This window comes from Paraburkholderia sp. GAS334 (assembly GCF_050436625.1).
Classification (GTDB): Bacteria; Pseudomonadota; Gammaproteobacteria; order Burkholderiales; family Burkholderiaceae; genus Paraburkholderia.
Map to the genome: position 1 here is coordinate 67,237 of NZ_JBNDMO010000006.1, position 21,903 is coordinate 89,139.

Here is a 21,903-nt window from a genome sequence, read left to right on the forward strand (position 1 = left end):
TGACGCTGGATCAGTCCACTCCGAACGCATGCCGTAACGCCGAAGCGGCATCGGCATGCGCCTCTGCCACATCAGGCACAAACCCGCCCATCTTGAAGAACTCGTGGATCATGCCCGCGTAGCATTTCAGCGTGACCACGTTACCTGCCGCGCGTAGTTTGTCCGCATAGGCCGCGCCCTCATCGCTGAGCGGATCGTATTCAGCCGTCGCGATCCACGCTGGCGCCACGCCGTGAAAATCCGGCGCGCTACGCGAGCCGTCAGGACGCTCATCTCCCGCATGTCCATCGAGCGGCGCAAAACGCCAGTCATGACGATCGGCTGCATCGCGAATGTATTGTTCGAAGAACCACTGGATCGTCTCGCCCGACAGCAGAAAACCATCCGCAAGCCGCGCATGCGAAGCGGTCTGCTGATGGCCGGTCGTGCCAGGATAGATCAGCAGTTGCAGCGCGAGCCGGATACCTGCATCGCGCGCCAGTACCGCACAGACCGTCGCAAGTGTGCCGCCCGCGCTATCGCCACCGACGGCGAGGCGATCCGGATCGATGCCATATACAGCCGCATTGGCGTGCAGCCACATGAGCGCATCGAAAGCGTCGTTCACGGCGGTCGGGAATTTATGCTCCGGTGCGAGCCGGTAGTCGACGGATAGCACGACGCATTGCCCATCGCGCGCGAACATCCGGCACAGCGCGTCGTGTGTATCGACGCTGCCGACCGTAAAGCCGCCGCCATGAAAATAAACCAGCGCCGGCGCGGGTTCGGCCCATCCTGGCTCGACCGGATAGTAAAGTCGCGCGCGAATCGACGCGCCGTCGCGCACCGGGACGGCGACCTCTTCGACGCCGTACATCGGCGCGCTCGCGATCTCGAGAATCGGCGCGCTCTTTTCATAGGACGCGCGCGCCTGTTGCGGCGTGAGGTCGTGATACGCGGGGCGCTTCGCCTTCGCGACCATCTCGAGCATCTGCTCGATCTTGGGATTCAGCGGCATCGGACTTCAATGCGACGCGCACGCGCCGCTCGCAGGGAATGAGCGCCGTATGATGCCACGAAGCCGCCACTCAACGCCTGTCGCCTCGATGGTCAATCCGCGGTCTTCACTTCCGGCTTCAGCGACAGAGGATCGGTCGGATTGCGCTGCTGCTCGATATCTTCGTGACGCAACCGCACGGTGTCGAGAATCCCCGGATGCGTCAGGACGTAGAAGCGGCCGGCTTTGATCGCGTCGAACGTCATATCGGCGACATCGGCCGCCGTGCGTTTGCCCGACTGCACCGCGCGATGCAACTGCTTGCCCGCGGCGAGTTGCGAACGCGTCGGCGCGGCGTCGTTGCGCAGCGTGTCAGGACGCGCACGCTCCGCGTCGGCGATGCCGGTCGGCACGAACGCCGGACACAGCAGCGAGCATCCAACCTGCCCGCCCACGAGCTTGAGGTCGTGATACAGCGTCTCCGTGAGCGACACAACCGCGTGCTTCGACGCGTTGTACACGCCCATCGAAGGCGGCGACAGCAGCCCCGCCACCGAAGCCGTGTTGACGATATGCGCCGGCTCGTCCTGGCGCAGCATGATCGGCGTGAAGACGCGCACGCCGTGCGCCACGCCCATCACATTGACGTTGAAGACCCACGCCCAGTCGTTCGCGCTGCTCTCCCACAGAAAGCCGCCGGCGCCGACGCCCGCATTGTTGAACAGCAGGTGGACCTTGCCGAACGCATCGAGTGCCGCAAGCGCAAGTGCTTCGACCTGCGCGGGATCGGATACATCGGTGCGTACGCCGATCGCGTCGGCGCCGCTGGCGCGCAGTGCATCGACCGTTTGCGTCAGCGCGTTTTCATCGACATCGGCAAGCACGAGCTTCATGCCGAGTGCCGCGCCCTTCTCCGCAAACGCGCGGCCGAACCCGCTCGCCGCGCCCGTGATCACGGCGACCTTGCCGTCGAACTGGAACATCGTGTCTCCTTTCTTTTTATCGTGCGGGTGTGCGTTGTGGTGGACGTTCTGGCGGACCGCCCCGCGATCCGGAGATCCGACGATCCGCCCGCCCCTGACACACCGTCAGATCAGCTTGACGATCTGCTTGCCGAAGTTCTTTCCCTTCAGCATGCCGAGAAACGCTTCCGGCGCGCTCTCGAGTCCCTGTGCAACGCTCTCGCGGTACTGCAGCTTTTTCTGCGCGACGAGCGTGCCGAGTTGTGTGAGCGCTTCCGGCCACACTTCCATATGCTCGCTGACGATAAAGCCCTGCACGAGCAGGCGCTGCGTAAGCAGCAGCGCCGGCTGTTTGAGCGGCAACGGCTGTGCGTCGTAGCCGGCGATCATGCCGCACAGCGCGATGCGCCCGAACGCATTCATGCGCGCGAGCGTCGCGTCGAGCACTTCGCCGCCGACGTTCTCGAAGTAACCGTCGACGCCCTCAGGCGTGACCGCTTTCAGATCCTTGTACAGGTTGCCGGCCTTGTAATCGACGCACGCATCGAATCCCAGCGCCTCGACCACATAGCGACACTTCTCCTCGCCGCCCGCAATGCCGACCGCGCGGCAACCCGCGAGCTTCGCCAGTTGCCCGACCACACTGCCGACCGCCCCGCTCGCCGCGCTCACGACCACCGTCTCGCCGGCCTTCGGCGCAATGATCCTGTTGAGGCCATACCAGGCTGTCACGCCCGGCATCCCGACCGGGCCGAGATACGCGGAGAGCGGCACATGTGTGGTGTCGACCTTCTGGATACCCTTGCCGTCCGACGTGCCGAACTCCTGCCAGCCGAACATGCCGACTACCTTGTCGCCCACCGAAAACTTCGGATTCTTCGACTCCACCACTTCGCCCACCGTGCCGCCGATCATCACTTCGTCGAGCGGCTGTGGTTGTGCGTACGACTTGCTCTCGTTCATGCGCCCGCGCATGTACGGATCGAGCGACAGATAGTGATTGCGCACGCGGACTTCGCCATCCGCGAGCGGCTTCAGCGGCGTTTCGACGAGCCTGAAATTGTCCGCGCTCGCGGCGCCTTGTGGACGCGAGGCGAGCAGGATCTGACGATTGACTTGGGTCATGAGATTGTCTCCGGTATGGTTATGTGGGTTTGACCGCGCCTGTGCTTGATGATGCGCCCTGGTCAGCCGTCGCTTGGGCCGGGCGTCGCCGATGGATCGCTGCGCAGGCGTTGCTGCTTCACGTCGCGACCGACCGCGAGACGGCGCATGTACTTGAACGTGCCGAGTGCTTTCGCGACGAAGTGACCTTCGGTATCGCGGATCTCGCCTTCGCAGTACGCCATCGTCGTGGAGCGGTGCAGCACGCGGCCGGTGGCGCGCAATTCGCCGCGGCCCGGCTGCATGAAGTTGACCTTCATCTCGACGGTGACGACGCCAACGCCATCACCCGCGACACTGCGCGCGGCCATCGCCAGCGCGACGTCGGCAAGCGTCATCGTGACGCCGCCGTGCGCGACGTCCCAGGTGTTCAGCAACTGCGGTTGAAGCGGCAACACGACCTCGCTGACGCCATCCACGGCCGAGATCAGCTTCGCGCCGAGATGGTCGATGAACGGGCTTTCGACCATCGGCATGGATTGCGCGTGCGCTTTGCTGCCGGCGGGTTTGTGCGCGTCAGTCATCGCGGCGCGTCACAGTTCGAAATCGACGCATTGACGCGCTTCACGCACCGCGCCGACGAAGCCCTTGAGTGCTTCGTGCGTCGGATGAACCTGATAGGCATCGAGTGCGGCCTTGTCGGCGAAATCGGAAATGAGCACGACGTCATACGTCGATTCGAGACCCGGCTTCGCGATGCCGACTTCCAGATGCAGGATGCCCGGCACGATGTCGCGGCAGCCTTCGAGTTTCTGCTTGAGTTTGACCGCGTTTTCCTCGCGGCTGGCGCCCTCGGCCGATTCCTTCAGTTTCCACATCACGATATGACGGATCACGGTTTCACCTTGCCTGAGTTGAAACCATCAAGCCTATCAAATTAACGGGCTGTCCTGGTCCCAATCTCGCGCGATCAAACCGTGAGAGGCGCCGTGAAGCACGAACTCATTCGATGCTGACCCGGAACACCGTGGCGTGCACGTCTTTCAGCAATGCGCGACGTCCGAGGCCACCGTGATTCAACGGCCGGTACGCGCCTGATACGAGCAGCCGCGCGACCGTTCCCGCGCGGCTGACCGTCGATGTTGCCGCGCAGTACAGATCGGCGCGACGTCGCAGCCGTTCGCCGAGCGCGCGATAGTAGTCCACCGCGGCGGCCGCACGCTTGCGCACCGGCAACGGCGCGGTGCGCGACACCTGAAGCATCTTGTCAGCGCGACCGAACGCGGCGGTCGCCATTCTTCGGTAATGCGTTGCGCCCGCTGCCTTCGTCATTTCGACTTTTTCGCTGACATCGCGATCGGGCGCCACGCCGCAACTGTTGGCGCCGTGCTGGCGGTAGAGTACGAGCGGGTCGTCGATCGCCGATATCTTGCCGAGCGAGGTCGCCACGAACCACGCCCATGTATCGTGCGACATCGCAAAGCCCGGATCGATCGGATGTTCCGGCCGGTCGCGCCAGTCGATGTAGTCGTAGATCGAGTGACGAACGACCGTCGACATGCCGAACAGCACGTACCATGGGTTCGTCGTCAGCGGATCGTAGATGCCGCGGTACGACCAGTGGCTGGCCGTGTTGTCGTCGCGCACGTTCAGGTCACCGTCGACGACTTTCACGCCGTGCACCACGAGCATTACGTCCGGGTCCACGAACTCCTCGGCAACGCGTTCGAGCTTGTTGTCGACCCAGATGTCGTCCTGATCGCAGAACGCGACGAAATCGCCTTCACACAGCGAGATCGCCTTGAAAAAATTCTCGTGAAAGCCAAGCCGCTGTTCGTTGCGCACGACACGCACCGGAAACGGCACACCGCGCGCAAATTCGAACGCGATATCGGCGGTGCCGCTGTCCGGACTGTCATCGGTAATCACGAGTTCGTAAGGAAGCAGGGTCTGGCGAGCGATACTGTCCAGCTGCTCGCGCAGAAAGCGTTCACCCTTGTAGGCGGCCATCGCGATCGAAATTTTCATGGCAGGTCCATTTCGTAAGGGTCGAATGGAAAAGCGAGCGTGCAATTTCTCCACTTTGATGGCCGCCAGCCTAGCAGCCCTGCCGAAAACGTAATTCTGTAGAAATTAAAAAAAAATTCAGAGGTTGCGGACATGCAGGCGGAAGGTCTAGCGGTGCGCGCAGGAATTTCCGGTTGATTTGCGGTCGGTAAGTTCGTCGAACCACGCATCTATGCGAGCGCGGCCAGCCTGCCGAGCTTTCTGACACGTTGCTGACCTACAGGCATTCAAATTTCGGATTGCCCGGCGGAAAACTGGGGGCGGTGGCGATGCGGCTCACCTCCCCAGAAGTCGTCTGGCAACCGCCATCTCGGTCCTTCAAGCCTGCTAGCGACGTCCGCTGCGGCCCCACACGTAGCGCACCCAGCGCTGCCACCGGCTCCGCGGCGTGCGCGTAGCCTGCGCTTCCCGGTCGCGCTCGACGCTCTTCTGCACCTGATCGTGGATCTGGCGAAACGTCAAGCCTCCGGGGCCTTTCAGTTTGTCGGGATCGGGGTTGTCTGTCATGGGGATAGCTTGTTCCTGATGAGTCGACTTGATCTTGATCCATATGGGGAGTCGCGGCAAGCATGCGGAGGCAGTCTACCGCCTGGTTTGCTTCGGTCGACCGGGGAACAGATCGGCTCAGATCGAGGATCAGGTCCCACGCGCAAACCTTTCGATCAGCGATGCGCTCGAATGCTCTTGCAAAAAAAGTTGCAGCGAGCTCGGCCAGACGACTGCAGAATGACTCAAGCCACGCTGTAACCGCTCAGCGCTTGCGGCGAAGGGATACCTGAGCAACCCGCGCGCGGGGCTCCACGAAACTTGCGGCAACCCCATGCCGCCCTAACCCTGGAGACGCGAGATGAAATCGAATCTCAGCCGGCGAGCCCTGATTGCCGTTGCGCTCGCTGGCGTTGTCACGACGGGCATCAACGCCGCTCATGCAGAAGACAATGTGCGGTGCTTCGGTATCGCCAAGGCCGGCCAGAACGACTGCGCGAGCAAGACCGGCGTACACAGCTGCGCAGGCGAGTCGAAAGTCGAAAGTCGACAACGATAAGGGCGATTTCAAGAACGTGCCGAAGGGAACCTGCAAAAAGATGGGGGGCACCGTCGAACGCTGACACTCGCCACGTCCCAATGCATTACGAATTCAAGTCATGGCACCGATGAGCACCACGACGCCTGCCTCCCGCGCGCTATCTGGAGTCGGCATTGGATTGCGTCACGCGTATTACTCTGACTTTCTCACCATGGTGCCGGCGGTCGAGTCGAGCGGATCAAGCCCGCAGTCGTCTCCGAGCATTTATGCTGGGGAGCGACATCGGCCGGTCATCTGAACGACCTGCTGCCGATGCCGCTGACCGATGCCGCACTGGATCAGCTCAGCGCACGAGTCAGCGAAGTGCAGGAGGTGATCGGCCGGCCGATCCTGCTTGAAAACGTTTCGACATATGTCCGGTTCCTCGACGACGACTACGGTGAGACGGCGTTCCTTGCAGAACTGGTGCGCCGCACGGGATGTGGCGTGCTGCTCGATGTCAACAATCTGTATGTGAACCAGTGCAATCACGGCGAAGACGCGATTGCCGCGATGGACGAATTGCCGCCCGGCATGGTCGGCGAGATCCATCTGGCAGGTCACCGCGTGACCGACGTCGCTGTCATCGATGATCATGGCTCACGCGTCGCGCCTGCCGTCTGGACGCTCTATGAATACGCGCTGCGCCGCTTTGGCGAGGTGCCGACGATGATCGAATGGGACACTGCTATGCCACCATTAAGCGTGCTGCTCGACGAAGCACAGCTCGCACGCGATCTGCAGGCATCGGTGCGCCCTGTCACCGAACAACAGGTGACACCCCGGTGAAAACGAATAATGCCCAGGCAGCTTGAATTGCTCCAGCAAACCTTCGCCAGCGCGCTCCTCGACGCGGAACACGAACGGCCACTGCTCGAACGTGTAAAGCCTGTGCCGCCGACAGCCGGATTGGGGTCAGCACAGGTCAATGCGGGTGTGTGGCCGGGGACGCAGCCCCATATCGCTGCCGGTTCCGATTTCGGCGACCACTTACGCCGGCGCATCGGGCTCTACCGTGGCAACGTACGCGCCCACTGGCGCGCGGCGCTTGCGAATGCCTACCCCGTGTTGCTGGCGCTCGTCGGCGGCGACTATTTCGAGGGGCTGTCGCATGCGTACGCTTGTGCGCATCCGTCGCACAGCGGCGACCTCAATCGCTTCGGCGAAGCATTGCCGACCTTCATCGATCGTTACGAGCAGAACCCGCGCTTCCGGTATTTCGCTGATGTAGCGCAGCTTGAATGGTCGCTGCACGTCGCCCACTTCGCCGCCGACGTCACATCATTCACACCACAACAATGGCTCGATATCGGTCATGAGCGCCTGCTCGACGCGCGGTTTGTCGTGCATCCGGCATGCACGGCGATCGCCTCCCGCTATGCGGTCGCCGACATCTGGTTTGCTCATCAGCCAGGCAGAGTCTTTCCGGAGCGCCTGGACGTCCCTACGTGGATGCTCGTTGTGCGTCCACTGTGGCAACCTACGATACTGGTTCAGTCTGCCGCCGCCCATGCGACTTTCATTGCGATGCAGCTTGGCAAGTCACTCAACGAAGCGCTCGACGCGGCATTTGCGCTCGATCCCGAGTTCGATTTCACCTCGCAATGGCAAAAGTGGATCTCAGCTGCGGCGATTGCCAGTCCAGTCATAAGTACGGGAGAACCTCGTGTCCTGCTGCCAACTCTGTAGAAGCGACCGACAAGGCTCAATGGTTGGGCCTGACGGTTGCTTGTTCTTCGCTCGCGAGCAAACTGCACGAGGGCATGATGACGCTCTACAAATCGTCAGCTCACGATCAGGCGCCAAGGTGGGCCCCCGGTACAGCGTGGGCGAGCACAGCGGCAGCAGATAGGACGCCGATCATGACAACCGCCTCGGCTCTTAAAATCGTCAGGAACGAGGCCATAGCACCGTGCGATGCACCCCGCCGTATGCGTGGTAAATAAACCAGCCGGTTGATCCCACCCAACACGATCGCTGCACTGACAAACCCGAGTTTAGCGTCGAGAATGAGCCCCCAGTCGCTATGTGTGAGCGGCACGAGAGAGCCACCCAGTCCGCGATTGGCGTTGTCAACTCCGGTGACGAGGACCACCAGCAAGGCGAGGGTTGCGGCAACAGACAGGCGCCTGACGAAGTGCGCGAGGTCCTCTCCGCTCGCTTCGGCCCGCAGCCGCGGCAGCACGAAAAGTCCGCCTGCGATCACAAGCCCGGCCCACGCAGCGGTCGAGCAGATATGCGCCCAGTGAATCCACTCCGGCAGCGAAAAGTCGCCGGCGTCTGCCGCGTGACTCGACGCCGCTTTGCTAAAGGCGAAGACGGCTGCGGCGAACAGCGCGACGGTCGTGCGAACTGGCCGCCCGAACCCTCGCGGCGCCACCGAAAAGAGCGTCCACACGATCAGGGCGACAAGTCCAGCAGACCACGCTGCGCCGAAATGCGATAGGGTCAGTACTGGGATTAACATCGAAAAAGCGGCACCCGGCACTGGCCCGCTCATCAGTGCGGCCTCAAATAGCAAATTGACGGTATCGGCAACGATCAACGTGGCGACGCAGACAACGACGATCCGTTGCAACCGGTGCCACATGCGCGGCGACGCGTTGTCCAGCAGCAACGCCGCCAGACAGGAGCCTGCCGCGCACGCGAACAGTACGTTGGCGACGGCGGCCACGATGATCGAACCGGATAGCGTCGCGCGATCCACTACTTCACCCTGAACGAATAGTCGCCCTGCGTGCGGTGCCCGTCAGAGGCGACGGCGACCCAATGCACGGTGTACTTGTCAGGTGGCAACGAGGGCAACGCGACATGGATCGACTTCCTGTCGTTCGGATCAACTTGCGCTTTCACGGCATTCACCTGCTTACCCGTCGAATTGCTGACGGTCAGCGAGCTGAATGCAGGTTCGAGCGGACCATCAAACACGATCGTCACGTTCTCCGGCGGGGGCACTTCGGCGCCCGCCGATGGCGATTGCGTTTGCGGGAACACATGCGCGAATGCCGCGGACGGGATCAGGATGCCGGTCGCGATCGCCGCTGCGCCGCAGCCTCGTTGAAGACCATTGAACACACTCATTTCTAGTCTCCTTTGCCGAAAAGCGGCTTACCAACGGAGTTGGGTAGCACGTCATCCAGGTAAAGATGCGCCTGCACCAGGACGCCCACCCCCTTGCCGCTTGCATGATTGACCGGAATCACCGCCTCGGCGCCGAGCTGGCCCCAGCGATTGAGCCAGATCACGCCGGGATTGATGCTCCCCGTCGTATGGCCCGAACAGGGGCCGCCGGTACAGGTACTCATCGGGAATTCGACGACCGGAATCAGGTTACTGAACGGCGCCTTGAGCCCCACGTCCTGCACGAAATTCTGCAGATAAGGCAGGCTGTATTGCACTGTAACGCCCCAGTTCAGGGAATCGGGATCGGAGCTGTTCATCGTCAACCGCGGGCCGATGATGCCGGTGATCGCCAACGGTCTCAAATATTTCAGGCCCTCTGGCAGATCGCCGAATCCCTTGCCGACATAAAGCGTTGGCGAGATCGCCGAGTGCGGATTGGCGATCGCCTTCGAACCGGTGTCACCCAGTTCGGCGATCACACCGGCCGACGCCATGAACTCATGGGCTTCGTTCACGTAGAACCGGTATTTGGCACCGACCGTGAAGTTGTCGAAACCGCGGGCGGAGCCGCCATTTGGCGCGTTCACGTTCACGTAAGTCCCCGTCCCCATAAGGGCGAAACTCGGCGTGATCAGCTTGTCCCATTCGAGGGTCGTGGTATTGGTGTTTTGCGTGTCTCCGTCGCCCGTGTCGGATTTGACGTGGCCGAATTCCAGATTGACTTCATCGCCGACGCCTGGGTCGTCGACCGCCATCGTCGCCGGGAAAACACGGTTGCCAGCAATGGCGTGCGCAGTTGCAAGTGAGGGAAAGAGAATAGTGACGGCTACGGCAGCCGGAACAACTAAAGCCACGAGCGTCGGCATACCGCCGCGAACTGGAATGGTGCGCATGGTTTGGTTCATCCTTTGTGAATGGTCGCGTTTGTGTGGTCGCGGGTCTGTCAGAAGACGCGACGGCGCGGCGATGCAATGGCACATGCATCGCCGCCTTGCTGACTCAATCAGGATGAAAATGGAGGCGCACGCGGCTGCGCTGCGGTGAAGGGGAAAACGCGGTGAATCGTCCGAAACGGGAGAATCGCCGTCGGCTGAGTTGCCCAATCCGTCGGCGCAAACGCCAAGGTCCCGCTCGGTAACACCGGCATGTGGGCAAGGAGCCCGCAATACGCGCACGCCTGCCAATGGCCCGCTTTCCCGGTCGATGGCGATTCGTCGTGTCCCGCAATATCGGAACCGCTCTGCGCGGAGCAGAAAGCACCCGCGACCGCCTCAAAACGTTGGTCTGCCGCGAGGGTATGCGAGACCGTTGGCGCGAGCATCGCCATCAGGATTGCAAGCAATCCCAGGATGCTGCCGATCTTGCGGTGGAAAAGGCTAAGCATCGCGGTGACGGAGTTGCGGACGGGCTCGAGCTTGCGGCGAATTATGTCATGAGTCTTCGACGATTCCGATGGGTAGACGCCCTACGAAGGTGTAGGTGGAACAGGGTATGCCTTCTCGCTGGGGCGCACGTTCATGTGAATGGCAGCTTCCGGGCCGTTCAGCGAAGTCCATGAAGGTCGGCTTCGCTAGCATGCGACAGTCAACTGCGAGGGTCGATCACCGCCATTCGAACAGCACAGTTCGCGAACGCTTAACGTGCACAAATTTCCGAATCTTGAGACGACCCCTGTCACCGGGTTTTGTCAGTCGGCTTCGCTAGCATGCGACGGTCAACTGCGAGGGTCGATCACCGCCATTCGAACAGCACAGTTCGCGAACGCTTAACGTGCACAAATTTCCGAATCTTGAGACGACCCCTGTCACCGGGTTTTGTCACCGCGCGCAGTGCGAGGTTCATCGATTCGATGCAGCCGTGCATGATGATGATTTCGTCGGCGGTCATCGTCATGCCGCTTTCGAGCGCACGGCGCGCGATCGTGCCGCGCGGTGACGGATCGCCGAGATCGGGACCGGCCGAAGAAGTCCGCCGTTGCGCGACGGAACCAGGGCACAACGCACACCGGATATCCGTGCGGCCCGGTACAATCGTCTAGCCGATCCGGCCATCACTGGAGGTACCTCCCGTGCCATCATTTCGCGCGCTAAATTCCGCCCGTCTGTTTCTGGTCGCGGCGCTGTGTGTGTCGGTGCTTTCAGTGCTGTCGGGCTGCTCGAGTCTGCCCGGCCACGAAGATATCCGTGTGAGCGTGGCAGGGATCGAGCCGATCGAGAGTCAGGGCCTGGAGTTGCGCTTCAACGTCAAGCTCCGGCTGCAGAACCCGAACGACTACGCGGCTAATTTCGACGGTGTTTCGCTCGATCTTGAAGTGAACGGCCAGCCATTCGCCAGCGGCGTGAGCGACCAGAGCGGCGCCGTGCCACGATTTGGCGAAACGCTCGTGAGCGTGCCGGTGACGATTCCCGGGTTTTCGGCCGCGCGCCAGGCGATTGCATTTGCAAACGGCACGTGGACGGGCGATCTGCCCTACGAGCTGCACGGCCGGCTGGCGGGTGGCGTGTTCGGCGGCATCCGCTTCACCGACCACGGCGTGCTTCCGCTTCCTGGCTTCGGCACCTTCGCACAGTAGCCAATAGCAGAAATAACAGCAGAAGCAGACGGCGGCGCGAGGGCGCGCCGCCGTCAACGCGTTGCGGTATTAAACCACTTCGAACAGCCCTGCTGCGCCCTGCCCGCCGCCGATACACATTGTCACGACGACAAACTTTGCGCCGCGCCGTTTGCCTTCGATCAGCGCATGGCCAGTCAAACGTGCACCCGACACCCCGTACGGATGGCCGACCGCAATCGCGCCGCCGTTCACGTTCAGGCGATCCATCGGGATACCCAGCTTGTCGTGGCAGTACAGCACCTGCACCGCGAACGCTTCGTTCAGTTCCCACAGATCGATGTCCTCGACCTTCAGGCCCGCCTGCTTCAGCAGCTTCGGCACGGCGAACACAGGACCGATGCCCATTTCGTCCGGTTCACATCCGGCCACGGCAAAGCCGCGGAAAATACCGAGCGGTTGCAGCCCTTCGCGCTCCGCGACCGTCGCGTTCATCACGACACACGCCGAAGCGCCATCGGAAAACTGGCTCGCGTTGCCGGCCGTAATCACGCCGCCGGGCATCGCCGTGCGAATCTTCGATACGCCTTCGAGTGTCGTGTCGGCCCGGATGCCTTCGTCAGCGGAAACCGTGACTTCCTTCGTGTACATGCGGCCAGTGGCCTTGTCGGCGACACCCGCGAGCACCGTCATCGGCACGATCTCATCCTTGAAGCGGCCCGCTTCGAGCGCCGCTGCGGCGCGCTGCTGCGACTGCACGCCGTATTCGTCCTGACGCTCCTTCGAAATCGAATAGCGCTTCGCAACGTTCTCGGCGGTCTGCAGCATCGACCAGTAGATTTCCGGCTTGTTTTTGCTGAGCCAGCCTTCGGCCAGCATGTGACGGTTCATCTCGTTCTGCACGCACGAGATCGATTCCACGCCACCCGCGACGAACACATCGCCTTCGCCCGCGATCACGCGTTGCGCAGCGAGTGCAATGGTCTGCAAGCCCGACGAGCAGAAGCGGTTCACCGTCATGCCCGGCACGCTGACGGGCAGCCCCGCCCGCAATGCAATCTGGCGAGCGATGTTGCCGCCGGTCGCGCCTTCGGGGTTCGCACAGCCCATGATCACGTCCTCGACGCGCGCCGGGTCGATCCTTGCGCGCTCGACGGCGGCCTGCGTGGCGTGACCGCCCAGCGTCGCGCCGTGGGTCATGTTGAAACCGCCGCGCCACGATTTGGCAAGACCCGTGCGGGCGGTCGATACGATTACGGCGTCAGTCATGCAAGTCTCCTGCTTCCAGTGTTTGTTTGAGGTTCGCTTCGCCGGCCGGCATCTTTCAGCGCCAGCGTCAGGCCAGCACCGCGGCGGCCTGCACGCGGGCCACGCCCGCGTTTTGCAGATCGCGCCAGGCGGCGTCGAGCGAACCATTGAGATCGATTGCGCGGGATGCGTCTTCGATCACCGCAACGTCGAATCCGGCGGCACGCGCATCGAGTGCGGACCACGCGACGCAGTAATCCGTCGCGAGGCCGCAGCACCAGATGCGCTTCACGCCCGTATCGCGCAGATAACCCGCGAGGCCGGTCGGCGTCGTGCGATCGGCTTCGAGAAAAGCCGAATAGCTGTCGACGTCGACGTGATGACCTTTGCGGATCACAAGCCGCGCATGCGGCACATCGAGATCGTGATGCAGTTCGGCGCCCGGCGTGTTCTGCACGCAATGCACCGGCCACAGCACCTGCTCGCCGTACGGCAGCGTCATCATCTCGAACGGTGCGCGGCCCGCGTGATTCGCGGCGAACGAGATATGTGAAGCGGGATGCCAGTCCTGCGTTAGCACAACGTGACTGAACGCGCGGGCGAGCCGGTTCACCACCGGCACGACCTCGTCTCCACGCGCGACGGCGAGTGCGCCGCCGGGCATGAAATCGTTCTGCACGTCGACGACGAGCAGCACTTCATCCGCGCCTTTCATCCCGTTCTCCGCTTCACGTCGCGTTATCCGCGTGATCAGCCGTTGAAACCCCGCCCTTTGGCGGCGAGGTCGACGATGCCCGGCGCGATCTGCCAGGCGTCGCCGTTCGGCCGCGACGCATAGCGGCGAATCGCACGCTCGACGTTATAGAGGCCGACGGTGTCCGCATACAGCATCGGGCCGCCGCGCCACAGCGGAAAGCCGTAGCCCGTCAGATACACCATGTCGATGTCCGACGCCTTCGACGCAATGCCCTCTTCGAGAATCTTCGCGCCTTCGTTCGAGAGCGCGAACACCAGACGCTCGACGATTTCCTCGTCGCTGATCTTGCGGCGTTCCACGCCCGCGTCCTTTGAGAACGCGACGATCATCTCTTCGACGAACTTCGAAGGATGCGCGGTGCGGTCGCCCGCCTTGTAGTCGTACCAGCCGCCGCCTGTCTTCTGTCCGAAGCGCCCCGTCTCGCACAAACGGTCAGCGATCCTCGAATAGTGCATGTCAGGATATTCGTGATAGCGACGCTTGCGGATCGCCCAGCCGATGTCGTTGCCGGCCAGATCGCTCATGCGGAACGGGCCCATCGCGAAGCCGAACTTCTCGATCGCGCGATCGACCTGCGCGGGCAGCGCGCCTTCTTCGAGCATGAAGAGCGCCTGACGGATGTACTGCTCGATCATCCGGTTGCCGATGAAGCCGTCGCACACGCCCGAGACGACGGCCGTCTTTTTGATCTTTTTCGCGATCTTCATGACGGTCGCGAGCACATCTTTCGACGTGTCCTTACCGCGCACCACTTCGAGCAGCTTCATCACATTGGCCGGGCTGAAGAAGTGCATGCCGACCACGTCCTGCGGACGCTTCGTGAACGCGGCGATCTTGTCCAGATCGAGCGTCGACGTGTTCGATGCGAGAATCGCGCCTTTTTTTGCGACTTCGTCGAGACGCTTGAACACCTGCTCTTTCACGCCGAGTTCTTCGAACACGGCTTCGATGATCAGGTCGGCGTTGCCGAGGTCTTCGTACGACAGCGTCGGCGTGATCAGCGCCATGCGCTGTTCGAGCGCTTCCGGCGTCAGCTTGCCTTTCTTGACGGTGCCTTCGTAATTCTTGCGGATCGTCGCGACGCCACGGTCGAGCGCTTCCTGCTTCGTTTCCAGCAGCGTGACGGGCACACCCGCGTTGACGAAGTTCATCGCAATGCCGCCGCCCATCGTGCCAGCGCCGATCACGGCAACCTGTCCGATGTCGCGGGCTACAGTGTCGGAAGGCACATCGGGAATCTTGCTGGCGGCACGTTCACCAAAGAACGCATGACGCAGCGCGCGGCTTTCCGGCGTCTGCACCAGCGACACAAAGCATTCGCGCTCGAACGCGAGGCCCTTGTCGAAACCATTCTTCACACCGGCTTCGACAGCATCGATGCACTTGTGCGGTGCCGGGAAATTCTTCGCGACGCCCGCAACACCATTGCGCGCGAACTGGATGAACCCTTCCGCATTCGGATGCTCGATCCTGCGATCGCGCACACGCGGATGCGGCCCGCCCTTCGCGCCGACCTTGCGTGCAAACGCAACGGCGGCTTCGAGCAGATCGCCTTCGACCACTTCATCGAAAAGCCCCGAGCCCGCAAGCTTTTCCGACATGACGGGCACGCCCGACACGATCATGTTGAGCGCCGCCTCGAGACCGATTGCACGCGGCAAACGCTGTGTGCCACCTGCGCCCGGCAGGATGCCGAGCTTCACTTCGGGCAGCGCGATCTGCGCGCCCGGTGCGGCGAGCCGGTAATGCGTGCCGAGCGCGAGCTCCAGACCGCCGCCCATCGCGACGCTGTGAATCGCCGCCACAACCGGCTTCGCGCTGCCTTCGACGACGTTGATCACCGTAGCCAGCGTCGGTTCCTGCGTGGCTTTGGGCGTGTTGAATTCGGTGATGTCCGCGCCGCCGGAGAACGCCTTGCCGGCACCCGTCAGCACGATCGCCGTCACCGACGCGTCGTTCTGCGCGCGCTCGATGCCTTCGACGATACCGGCCCGCGTCGAGAGACCGAGCCCGTTGACGGGGGGATTGTTGAGCGTGATGACGGCGACGCCGTCACGTGTTGTGTAGTCCACTGCCATGTGCCTGCCTCCATGCGCCTGGCTGCGCGAAAATAGCCCGTCGGTTCATTGTCCGACTCATTGCCTAAACTTTCCAGGATCAGGAGCAGAATACACAAAAAAGCACGCTCGTTCAATTTATTGTGACACGGGGTTTGCCCGTAGGCATGGCCGTGTCATGCGCATCCTGCGCGGCGTGCATCAAAGGTCAGGAAGGCTCCTGAAAGGGACAGTCCGGCACGTCGACCGCCGAAGGCAGGATGTGCATGCGGAACCGTTCACGCAGCTTGAGCTTCTGCAGCTTGCCGGTCGCGGTATGCGGCAGTTCGTCGACGAACGCGACGTCATCCGGGATCCACCACTTCGCGACCTTGCCTTCGTAGAACGCGAGCAGTTCCTCGCGCGTCACGTCCGCACCCGGACGCTTCACGACGACCAGCAGCGGCCGCTCGGTCCACTTCGGATGCGAACAGGCAATACACGCAGCTTCCGCGACAGCCGGATGCGCGACCGCGACGTTCTCCAGATCGATCGAACTGATCCATTCGCCGCCGGACTTGATCACGTCCTTGCTGCGGTCGGTGATGTGCAGGAAGCCATCGGGATCGATTGTCGCGACGTCGCCGGTCGGAAACCAGCCGTCGATCAGCGGCGATTCGTTGTTCTGGAAATAACGCTGGATCACCCATGGTCCGCGCACATGCAGGTCGCCGAATGCGACGCCATCCCATGGCAGGTCGCGGCCGTCCTCGCCGACGATCTTCATGTCGACGCCATACATCACGTGCCCCTGCTTCTCGCGCAACTTGCGCCGCTCTTCGGGCGAACGCTGCGACTGCTCCCACGTCAGCTTCGCGAGCGTGCCGAGCGGCGACATCTCGGTCATGCCCCATGCGTGGATCACCTCGATGCCGTAGTCGTCCTCGAAGGCGCGCAGCATGGCGGGCGGACACGCGGAGCCGCCGATCACCGTACGTTGCAGCGTCGAAAAACGCACCTGCGCTTCTTTCAGATAGTTGAGGAGACCAAGCCAGACCGTCGGCACACCCGCCGAATACGTGACGCCCTCCGCCTCCATCAATTCGAACAGCGACTTGCCGTCGAGATCCTTGCCGGGGAACACGATTTTCGCGCCGGTCAGCGGCGCGGCGTGCGGAATGCCCCACGCGTTCACATGGAACATCGGCACGACGGGCAGCACGGAATCGCGCGCGGAGAGACACATCGCGTCCGGCAGCGAAGCGCCGAATGCATGCAGCACCGTCGAGCGGTGCGAGTACAGCGCGCCTTTCGGATTGCCGGTCGTGCCGGACGTGTAGCACAGGTACGAAGCCTGGCTTTCCTCGATACGCGGCCATTCAAATGCACCGTCGTGCGCTTCGATCAGCGTCTCATAGCTCAGGAGCGGAACAGGCAGCGCGTTCTGCATCCGCGGCAGATGCGCTTCGTCGGCGAGCGCGATCCAGCCGCGCACATTCGGACACTGCGGCGCGAGGATGTCGACGAGCGGCGCGAACGTCGTATCGAACAGGACATACTGGTCCTGCGCATCGTTAATGATCCAGGCGATCTGATCCGGGAACAGCCGCGGATTGATCGTGTGGCACACGGCGCCGAAGCCGGCGACGCCGTAATACGCTTCAAGATGCCGGTAGCCGTTCCACGCGAGCGTGCCAATGCGCTCGCCCGGCTGCACGCCAAGTGCGATCAACGCCTGCGCCAGTTGCTTCGCGCGCTTCTCGCAGTCGCGATACGTGTAGCGATGTACGTCGCCTTCGATACGCCGCGACACGATTTCCGTTCTACCGAAGTGCCGCGCGGCATGCGCGATCAGCGAGGACACGGTGAGCGGCACATCCATCATCTGTCCCAGCAGCGGCGTTGTCATTCGTGTTGTCTCCTCGCCATGGTCCTGAAAAAGGTGCAGGTCGGGTGCGTCTCGTGCGGCAGATGGCGGCCGCCCTGCAGCCCCGCGGGTGCGGACTTACAATATCGGTTAAATGTGAGGCGCTCAATATGTCGTTTTCCCCAAGCAATGCCGGTCTGTCGGAGCCAATGTCGGCTTTGGCCGGCACAATCGGCAGCCAGCGCGCAGGCTCGTTTGCGCAGCTCGGCACCACGTTCCTGACCCGCCTGCCGGCTGCACCGTTGCCCGCGCCCTATGTGGTCGGGTTTTCCGCTGAAACCGCTGCACTCCTCGGCTTCGATCCATCCATCGCGGAGGATCCGACCTTCGCCGAATACTTTTCCGGTAATACAACCCGCGACTGGCCCGCGCAGGCGCTGCCCTATGCGACGGTCTATTCGGGCCATCAGTTCGGTGTGTGGGCCGGCCAGCTGGGCGATGGACGCGCGCTGGGTCTCGGTGAAGTCGAACACGACGGCACGCGCCTCGAGCTGCAACTGAAAGGCGGCGGCCGCACGCCGTATTCGCGCATGGGCGATGGACGCGCCGTGCTGCGCTCGTCGATCCGCGAGTATCTGTGCTCGGAAGCGATGCACCACCTCGGCATTCCGACGACGCGCGCCCTGTGCGTGATCGGCTCCGATCAACCCGTGCGACGCGAGGAAGTGGAAACGGCTGCGGTTGTGACACGCGTTGCGCCGAGCTTCGTGCGCTTTGGGCACTTCGAGCATTTCTATTCGAACGATCGCGTCGAAGCGCTGCGTTCGCTGGCCGATCATGTGATCGAGCGCTTCTATCCCGCCATGAAGGAAGCCGACGATCCGTATCTGGCGCTGCTCGACGAAGCGGTCCGCACCACCGCCGACCTGATGGTGGAATGGCAGGCCGTCGGCTTCTGCCATGGCGTGATGAACACGGACAACATGTCGATCCTCGGTCTCACGATCGATTACGGCCCGTTCGGCTTCATGGATGCGTTCGACGCGAACTACATCTGCAATCACTCCGACAACCAGGGCCGCTACGCCTACCGGATGCAGCCGCAGATCGCGTACTGGAACCTCTTCTGCCTTGCGCAGGGGCTGCTGCCACTGCTCGGCGAGCGCTACGAAGACAGCGTGCGCGGCGAGCGCGCGGTGAAGGACGCGCAAGGCGTGCTCGAAGGCTTCAAGGAACGCTTCGCGCCGGCGCTCGAACGCCGCATGCGCGACAAGCTCGGGCTCGAAACCGAACGCCCCGGCGACGATCAGCTGGCGAACCGTCTGTTCGAAATCATGCACGCTAACCGCGCGGACTTCACGCTGACGTTCCGCAATCTGTCGCGGATTTCGACGCTCGACGCCAAGAGCGATGCGCCCGTGCGCGATCTGTTTCTCGACCGCGCCGCGTTCGACGCGTGGGCGAACGACTATCGCGCACGTCTGTCCGAAGAAACACGCGATGACGCGTCGCGCGCCATTGCAATGAACCGCGTCAACCCCAAATTCGTACTTCGCAATCACCTGGCGGAAACCGCGATCCGCAAGGCGAAGGAAAAGGACTTCTCCGAAGTCGAGCGACTGGCGGCCGTGCTACGCCGTCCGTTCGACGAGCAACCCGAAAACGAAGCGTACGCGGCGCTGCCGCCCGACTGGGCGAGTTCACTCGAAGTCAGCTGCTCGTCGTGAGCTTCACAACCGCTTTGTCATGCTGAACCACCTGCGCCTGCTCCTTGCGCGCGAGCGATCCGGCCCCTCCTATCGACAGGACCCGACCATGAATCCAGACGACCTCAAGACCGACACGTCCGCTACACCCGCTATACAGAAAGACGACGCAACATGGCGTCAACAGCTTTCGGAAACCCAGTACATGGTGACGCGTCAGGCGGCCACCGAGCGACCGTTTACCGGCGAATACTGGGATCACTTCGACCGGGGTGTCTACGACTGCGTCTGCTGTGGCACGCCGCTCTTCGAATCGGATACGAAGTTCGACGCCGGCTGCGGCTGGCCGAGCTACTTCAAACCGATCAACGGCGAGGTGATCGCGGAGAAAACCGATCACTCGCACGGCATGCTGCGCATCGACGTGCAGTGCAAGAACTGCGGCGCGCATCTGGGTCACGTGTTCGAAGATGGCCCAGCGCCGACGGGCCTTCGGTACTGCATCAATTCGGCTGCGCTACAATTCGAGCCCAAGTAAGGCAGGCTGGGCGCGGCCGGGTTCCGGAGGGCTTCTGACCACCGGCGCTTCGGCGCCGCGTCCGGGCTGCGTGCCGGGCATGTCGTGCCGGCCGCTGGCCACTGCGGCGGGCGCGGATCAGCAGCACGCTCTGCCCCGCCCACCCTGTGCCGGCCCCCATTGAGCGCATCACTCTCCGGATTCCCGACCCGATAATGAAATTCCTGTTCGACCTGTTCCCGATCATCCTGTTTTTCGTCGCGTTCAAGATCTGGGGCATTTTCACGGCGACCGCTGTCGCCATCGTCGCCACGCTCGTGCAGATCGCCTTCGTGGCATTCCGGCATCGCAAGGTCGATCCCATGCTGTGGGTCAGTCTCGGCGTCGTCACCGTGTTCGGCGGCGCGACGCTCGTGCTGCACAACGACACCTTCATCAAGTGGAAGCCGACGGTGCTCTACTGGGCGTTCTCGGTTGCGCTGATCGTCTCGCAGCTGGCGTTCAGCAAGAACCTGATCGAAGCGATGATGGGCAAGCAGATCACGCTGCCGCATCGCGTGTGGGCGCAGCTCAACTACGTGTGGGCAGTGTTTTTCGTGCTGCTCGGCATCGTCAACCTGTTCGTCGCGTACAACTTCTCCACCGACGCGTGGGTCAATTTCAAGCTGTTTGGCGCGACGGGTTTGCTTGTGGTGTTCATCGTCGGCCAGAGCCTCTGGCTCGCCAGGTACATGAAAGAGGAATGATCGATGACCACTGAAGCCTTCCTCAATGCCACCACGGCCGAGCGCGCCGCGCTGATCGAAACGCGCCTCGCAGCGGCGCTCGCGCCCATCGTCTCGATCGACGTACGCGACGACAGCGCGCAGCACGCGGGTCACGCCGGCGCGGCTGCCGGCGGTCATTTCAGTGTCACGATCGTAGCGGCCGCATTCGCCGGCAAGGCCCGCGTGGCAAGGCATCGCATGGTGTATGATGCGCTGGCCGATGGCATGCAGCGCGGCATCCACGCACTCGCAATCACGGCTTATACGCCCGAAGAATTCGATTTGTTGTCCCGTTAGGAAACTTCCGATGACCTTGAAGAAAACCCGTTCCTGGGTATTGCTGGCTGCGTTTGCGGCCGCGCCTGCGTTTGCACAGAACATCGCCGTCGTGAACGGCACACCGATCCCGAAAGCACGCGCCGATGCGCTGATCGACCAGCTCGTCCATCAAGGGCAGCAGAACACGCCGCAGCTTCAGATGGCCGTGCGCGAAGAACTGGTCAATCGCGAAATTCTGACGCAGGAAGCAGCGCGCCGCGGCATCCCGACGCGTCCTGACGTGAAGGCGCAGGTCGCCGTCGCGCAACAGACGGTTGTGCTGCGCGCGCTGATCGAAGACTTCGTAAAGAACAACGCACCGACCGACGCCGAAGTGAAAGCCCGTTACGACGAGCTGGTCAAGGGCGCGGGCGGCAAGGAATATCACCTGCACCACATCCTCGTCGAAGACGAACAGCAGGCGAAAGACCTGATCGTGAAGATCAAGGCCGGCGCCAGCTTTGAAGACCTCGCGAAGCAGTACTCGAAGGACCCGGGATCGGGCAAGAACGGTGGCGACCTCGACTGGTCGGATCCGAAGGCCTACGTGCCGGAATTCGCCGATGCAGCCACGAAGCTGCAGAAAGGCCAGATGACCGACACGCCGGTGCATACGCAATTCGGCTGGCACATCATCCGTCTCGACGACACGCGCGCAATCACGCCGCCGCCGCTCGAACAGGTGAAGCCGCAGATCGTCCAGCAGATGCAGCAGGAAAAGCTGCAGGCGTTCGAAGAAGGCCTGCGCAAGAACGCGAAGATCCAGTAAGCGTTTTTGCTGCTTTAGAAACGACAATGCCGCCCGAGGGCGGCATTGTCGTTTCTGGGTCCGGGCTTT

The 21,903-nt window shown here is 62.5% G+C and carries 24 protein-coding genes and 1 pseudogene; 9 read left to right on the top strand and 16 right to left on the bottom strand.

The window, feature by feature from the left end; all coding sequences use genetic code 11:
* Window positions 1-10: 10 nt before the first annotated feature.
* From P3T21_RS13155 to P3T21_RS13185, 7 genes are all read right to left on the bottom strand, one after another.
* Complete coding sequence (locus P3T21_RS13155; protein WP_429256376.1) at window positions 11-997, bottom strand: alpha/beta hydrolase fold domain-containing protein; 987 nt, start codon at window positions 995-997, stop codon at window positions 11-13.
* A gap of 92 nt (window positions 998-1,089) precedes the next feature.
* Complete coding sequence (locus P3T21_RS13160) at window positions 1,090-1,959, bottom strand: SDR family oxidoreductase (RefSeq protein WP_429256377.1); 870 nt, start codon at window positions 1,957-1,959, stop codon at window positions 1,090-1,092.
* 105 nt (window positions 1,960-2,064) lie between these two features.
* The gene (locus P3T21_RS13165) at window positions 2,065-3,063 is read right to left on the bottom strand and encodes an NADP-dependent oxidoreductase (RefSeq protein WP_429256378.1); all 999 of its coding nucleotides are present in this window, start codon (window positions 3,061-3,063) and stop codon (window positions 2,065-2,067) included.
* 62 nt (window positions 3,064-3,125) lie between these two features.
* Window positions 3,126-3,626: a PaaI family thioesterase gene (locus tag P3T21_RS13170; RefSeq protein ID WP_429256379.1), complete on the bottom strand. Its 501-nt coding sequence runs from the start codon at window positions 3,624-3,626 to the stop codon at window positions 3,126-3,128.
* 9 nt (window positions 3,627-3,635) lie between these two features.
* Window positions 3,636-3,938 carry a Dabb family protein gene (locus P3T21_RS13175; RefSeq protein ID WP_429256380.1) on the bottom strand — a complete coding sequence of 101 codons (303 nt, stop codon included), beginning with the start codon at window positions 3,936-3,938 and terminating at the stop codon, window positions 3,636-3,638.
* A gap of 106 nt (window positions 3,939-4,044) precedes the next feature.
* Window positions 4,045-5,070, bottom strand: coding sequence for a glycosyltransferase family 2 protein (locus P3T21_RS13180; RefSeq protein ID WP_429256381.1), 1,026 nt, complete (start codon window positions 5,068-5,070; stop codon window positions 4,045-4,047).
* A 366-nt stretch (window positions 5,071-5,436) separates the two neighbouring features.
* A complete protein-coding gene (locus tag P3T21_RS13185) occupies window positions 5,437-5,616 on the bottom strand; it encodes a hypothetical protein (RefSeq protein ID WP_429256382.1) in 180 nt (59 codons plus the stop codon).
* A 340-nt stretch (window positions 5,617-5,956) separates the two neighbouring features.
* Here P3T21_RS13185 and P3T21_RS13190 point away from each other — a divergent pair.
* The 3 genes and pseudogenes from P3T21_RS13190 to P3T21_RS13200 all read left to right on the top strand — a co-directional run bounded on the left by P3T21_RS13190 (window position 5,957) and on the right by P3T21_RS13200 (window position 7,864).
* A pseudogene (locus P3T21_RS13190) lies at window positions 5,957-6,218 on the top strand (BufA1 family periplasmic bufferin-type metallophore).
* Window positions 6,219-6,373: 155 nt separating this feature from the next.
* Window positions 6,374-6,964 carry a DUF692 domain-containing protein gene (locus P3T21_RS13195; protein WP_429256630.1) on the top strand — a complete coding sequence of 197 codons (591 nt, stop codon included), beginning with the start codon at window positions 6,374-6,376 and terminating at the stop codon, window positions 6,962-6,964.
* A 9-nt stretch (window positions 6,965-6,973) separates the two neighbouring features.
* Window positions 6,974-7,864, top strand: a complete 891-nt coding sequence (locus P3T21_RS13200) for an HvfC/BufC family peptide modification chaperone (RefSeq protein WP_429256383.1) — start codon at window positions 6,974-6,976, stop codon at window positions 7,862-7,864.
* 106 nt (window positions 7,865-7,970) lie between these two features.
* Here the strand turns inward: P3T21_RS13200 and P3T21_RS13205 are convergent, their stop codons facing one another.
* The 5 genes from P3T21_RS13205 to P3T21_RS13225 all read right to left on the bottom strand — a co-directional run bounded on the left by P3T21_RS13205 (window position 7,971) and on the right by P3T21_RS13225 (window position 11,191).
* The gene (locus tag P3T21_RS13205) at window positions 7,971-8,882 is read right to left on the bottom strand and encodes a copper resistance D family protein (RefSeq protein WP_429256384.1); all 912 of its coding nucleotides are present in this window, start codon (window positions 8,880-8,882) and stop codon (window positions 7,971-7,973) included.
* Window positions 8,882-9,256 (bottom strand): copper resistance CopC family protein, encoded by a 375-nt coding sequence (locus tag P3T21_RS13210; RefSeq protein ID WP_429256385.1) that lies wholly within the window; start codon window positions 9,254-9,256, stop codon window positions 8,882-8,884. The genes P3T21_RS13205 and P3T21_RS13210 overlap by 1 nt, the downstream gene beginning before the upstream one ends.
* A gap of 2 nt (window positions 9,257-9,258) precedes the next feature.
* Entirely contained in the window at window positions 9,259-10,191 is a 933-nt protein-coding gene (locus P3T21_RS13215; protein ID WP_429256386.1) for a hypothetical protein, read from the bottom strand.
* Between the two features lie 110 nt (window positions 10,192-10,301).
* Window positions 10,302-10,682 carry a DUF2946 domain-containing protein gene (locus P3T21_RS13220; RefSeq protein WP_429256387.1) on the bottom strand — a complete coding sequence of 127 codons (381 nt, stop codon included), beginning with the start codon at window positions 10,680-10,682 and terminating at the stop codon, window positions 10,302-10,304.
* 347 nt (window positions 10,683-11,029) lie between these two features.
* The gene (locus P3T21_RS13225; protein WP_429256388.1) at window positions 11,030-11,191 is read right to left on the bottom strand and encodes a hypothetical protein; all 162 of its coding nucleotides are present in this window, start codon (window positions 11,189-11,191) and stop codon (window positions 11,030-11,032) included.
* Between the two features lie 175 nt (window positions 11,192-11,366).
* Between P3T21_RS13225 and P3T21_RS13230 the strand changes: the two genes are divergently transcribed.
* Entirely contained in the window at window positions 11,367-11,870 is a 504-nt protein-coding gene (locus P3T21_RS13230) for an LEA type 2 family protein (RefSeq protein WP_429256389.1), read from the top strand.
* A gap of 69 nt (window positions 11,871-11,939) precedes the next feature.
* Here P3T21_RS13230 and P3T21_RS13235 read toward each other — a convergent pair whose 3' ends face one another.
* From P3T21_RS13235 to P3T21_RS13250, 4 genes are all read right to left on the bottom strand, one after another.
* The gene (locus P3T21_RS13235) at window positions 11,940-13,118 is read right to left on the bottom strand and encodes an acetyl-CoA C-acyltransferase (RefSeq protein ID WP_429256390.1); all 1,179 of its coding nucleotides are present in this window, start codon (window positions 13,116-13,118) and stop codon (window positions 11,940-11,942) included.
* 67 nt (window positions 13,119-13,185) lie between these two features.
* Entirely contained in the window at window positions 13,186-13,812 is a 627-nt protein-coding gene (pncA, locus tag P3T21_RS13240; RefSeq protein ID WP_429256391.1) for a bifunctional nicotinamidase/pyrazinamidase, read from the bottom strand.
* A gap of 35 nt (window positions 13,813-13,847) precedes the next feature.
* Window positions 13,848-15,932 (bottom strand): 3-hydroxyacyl-CoA dehydrogenase NAD-binding domain-containing protein, encoded by a 2,085-nt coding sequence (locus tag P3T21_RS13245; RefSeq protein ID WP_429256392.1) that lies wholly within the window; start codon window positions 15,930-15,932, stop codon window positions 13,848-13,850.
* 187 nt (window positions 15,933-16,119) lie between these two features.
* The gene (locus P3T21_RS13250) at window positions 16,120-17,799 is read right to left on the bottom strand and encodes a 3-(methylthio)propionyl-CoA ligase (RefSeq protein WP_429256393.1); all 1,680 of its coding nucleotides are present in this window, start codon (window positions 17,797-17,799) and stop codon (window positions 16,120-16,122) included.
* A 128-nt stretch (window positions 17,800-17,927) separates the two neighbouring features.
* Between P3T21_RS13250 and P3T21_RS13255 the strand changes: the two genes are divergently transcribed.
* From P3T21_RS13255 to P3T21_RS13275, 5 genes are all read left to right on the top strand, one after another.
* Window positions 17,928-19,484: a protein adenylyltransferase SelO gene (locus tag P3T21_RS13255; protein WP_429256394.1), complete on the top strand. Its 1,557-nt coding sequence runs from the start codon at window positions 17,928-17,930 to the stop codon at window positions 19,482-19,484.
* A gap of 88 nt (window positions 19,485-19,572) precedes the next feature.
* Window positions 19,573-20,001 (top strand): peptide-methionine (R)-S-oxide reductase MsrB, encoded by a 429-nt coding sequence (gene msrB, locus P3T21_RS13260; RefSeq protein ID WP_429256395.1) that lies wholly within the window; start codon window positions 19,573-19,575, stop codon window positions 19,999-20,001.
* 194 nt (window positions 20,002-20,195) lie between these two features.
* Window positions 20,196-20,726, top strand: coding sequence for a septation protein A (locus P3T21_RS13265; RefSeq protein WP_429256396.1), 531 nt, complete (start codon window positions 20,196-20,198; stop codon window positions 20,724-20,726).
* A 3-nt stretch (window positions 20,727-20,729) separates the two neighbouring features.
* A complete protein-coding gene (locus P3T21_RS13270; RefSeq protein ID WP_429256397.1) occupies window positions 20,730-21,044 on the top strand; it encodes a BolA family protein in 315 nt (104 codons plus the stop codon).
* A 10-nt stretch (window positions 21,045-21,054) separates the two neighbouring features.
* Entirely contained in the window at window positions 21,055-21,834 is a 780-nt protein-coding gene (locus P3T21_RS13275; protein WP_429256398.1) for a peptidylprolyl isomerase, read from the top strand.
* The last annotated feature ends 69 nt before the right edge of the window (window positions 21,835-21,903 follow it).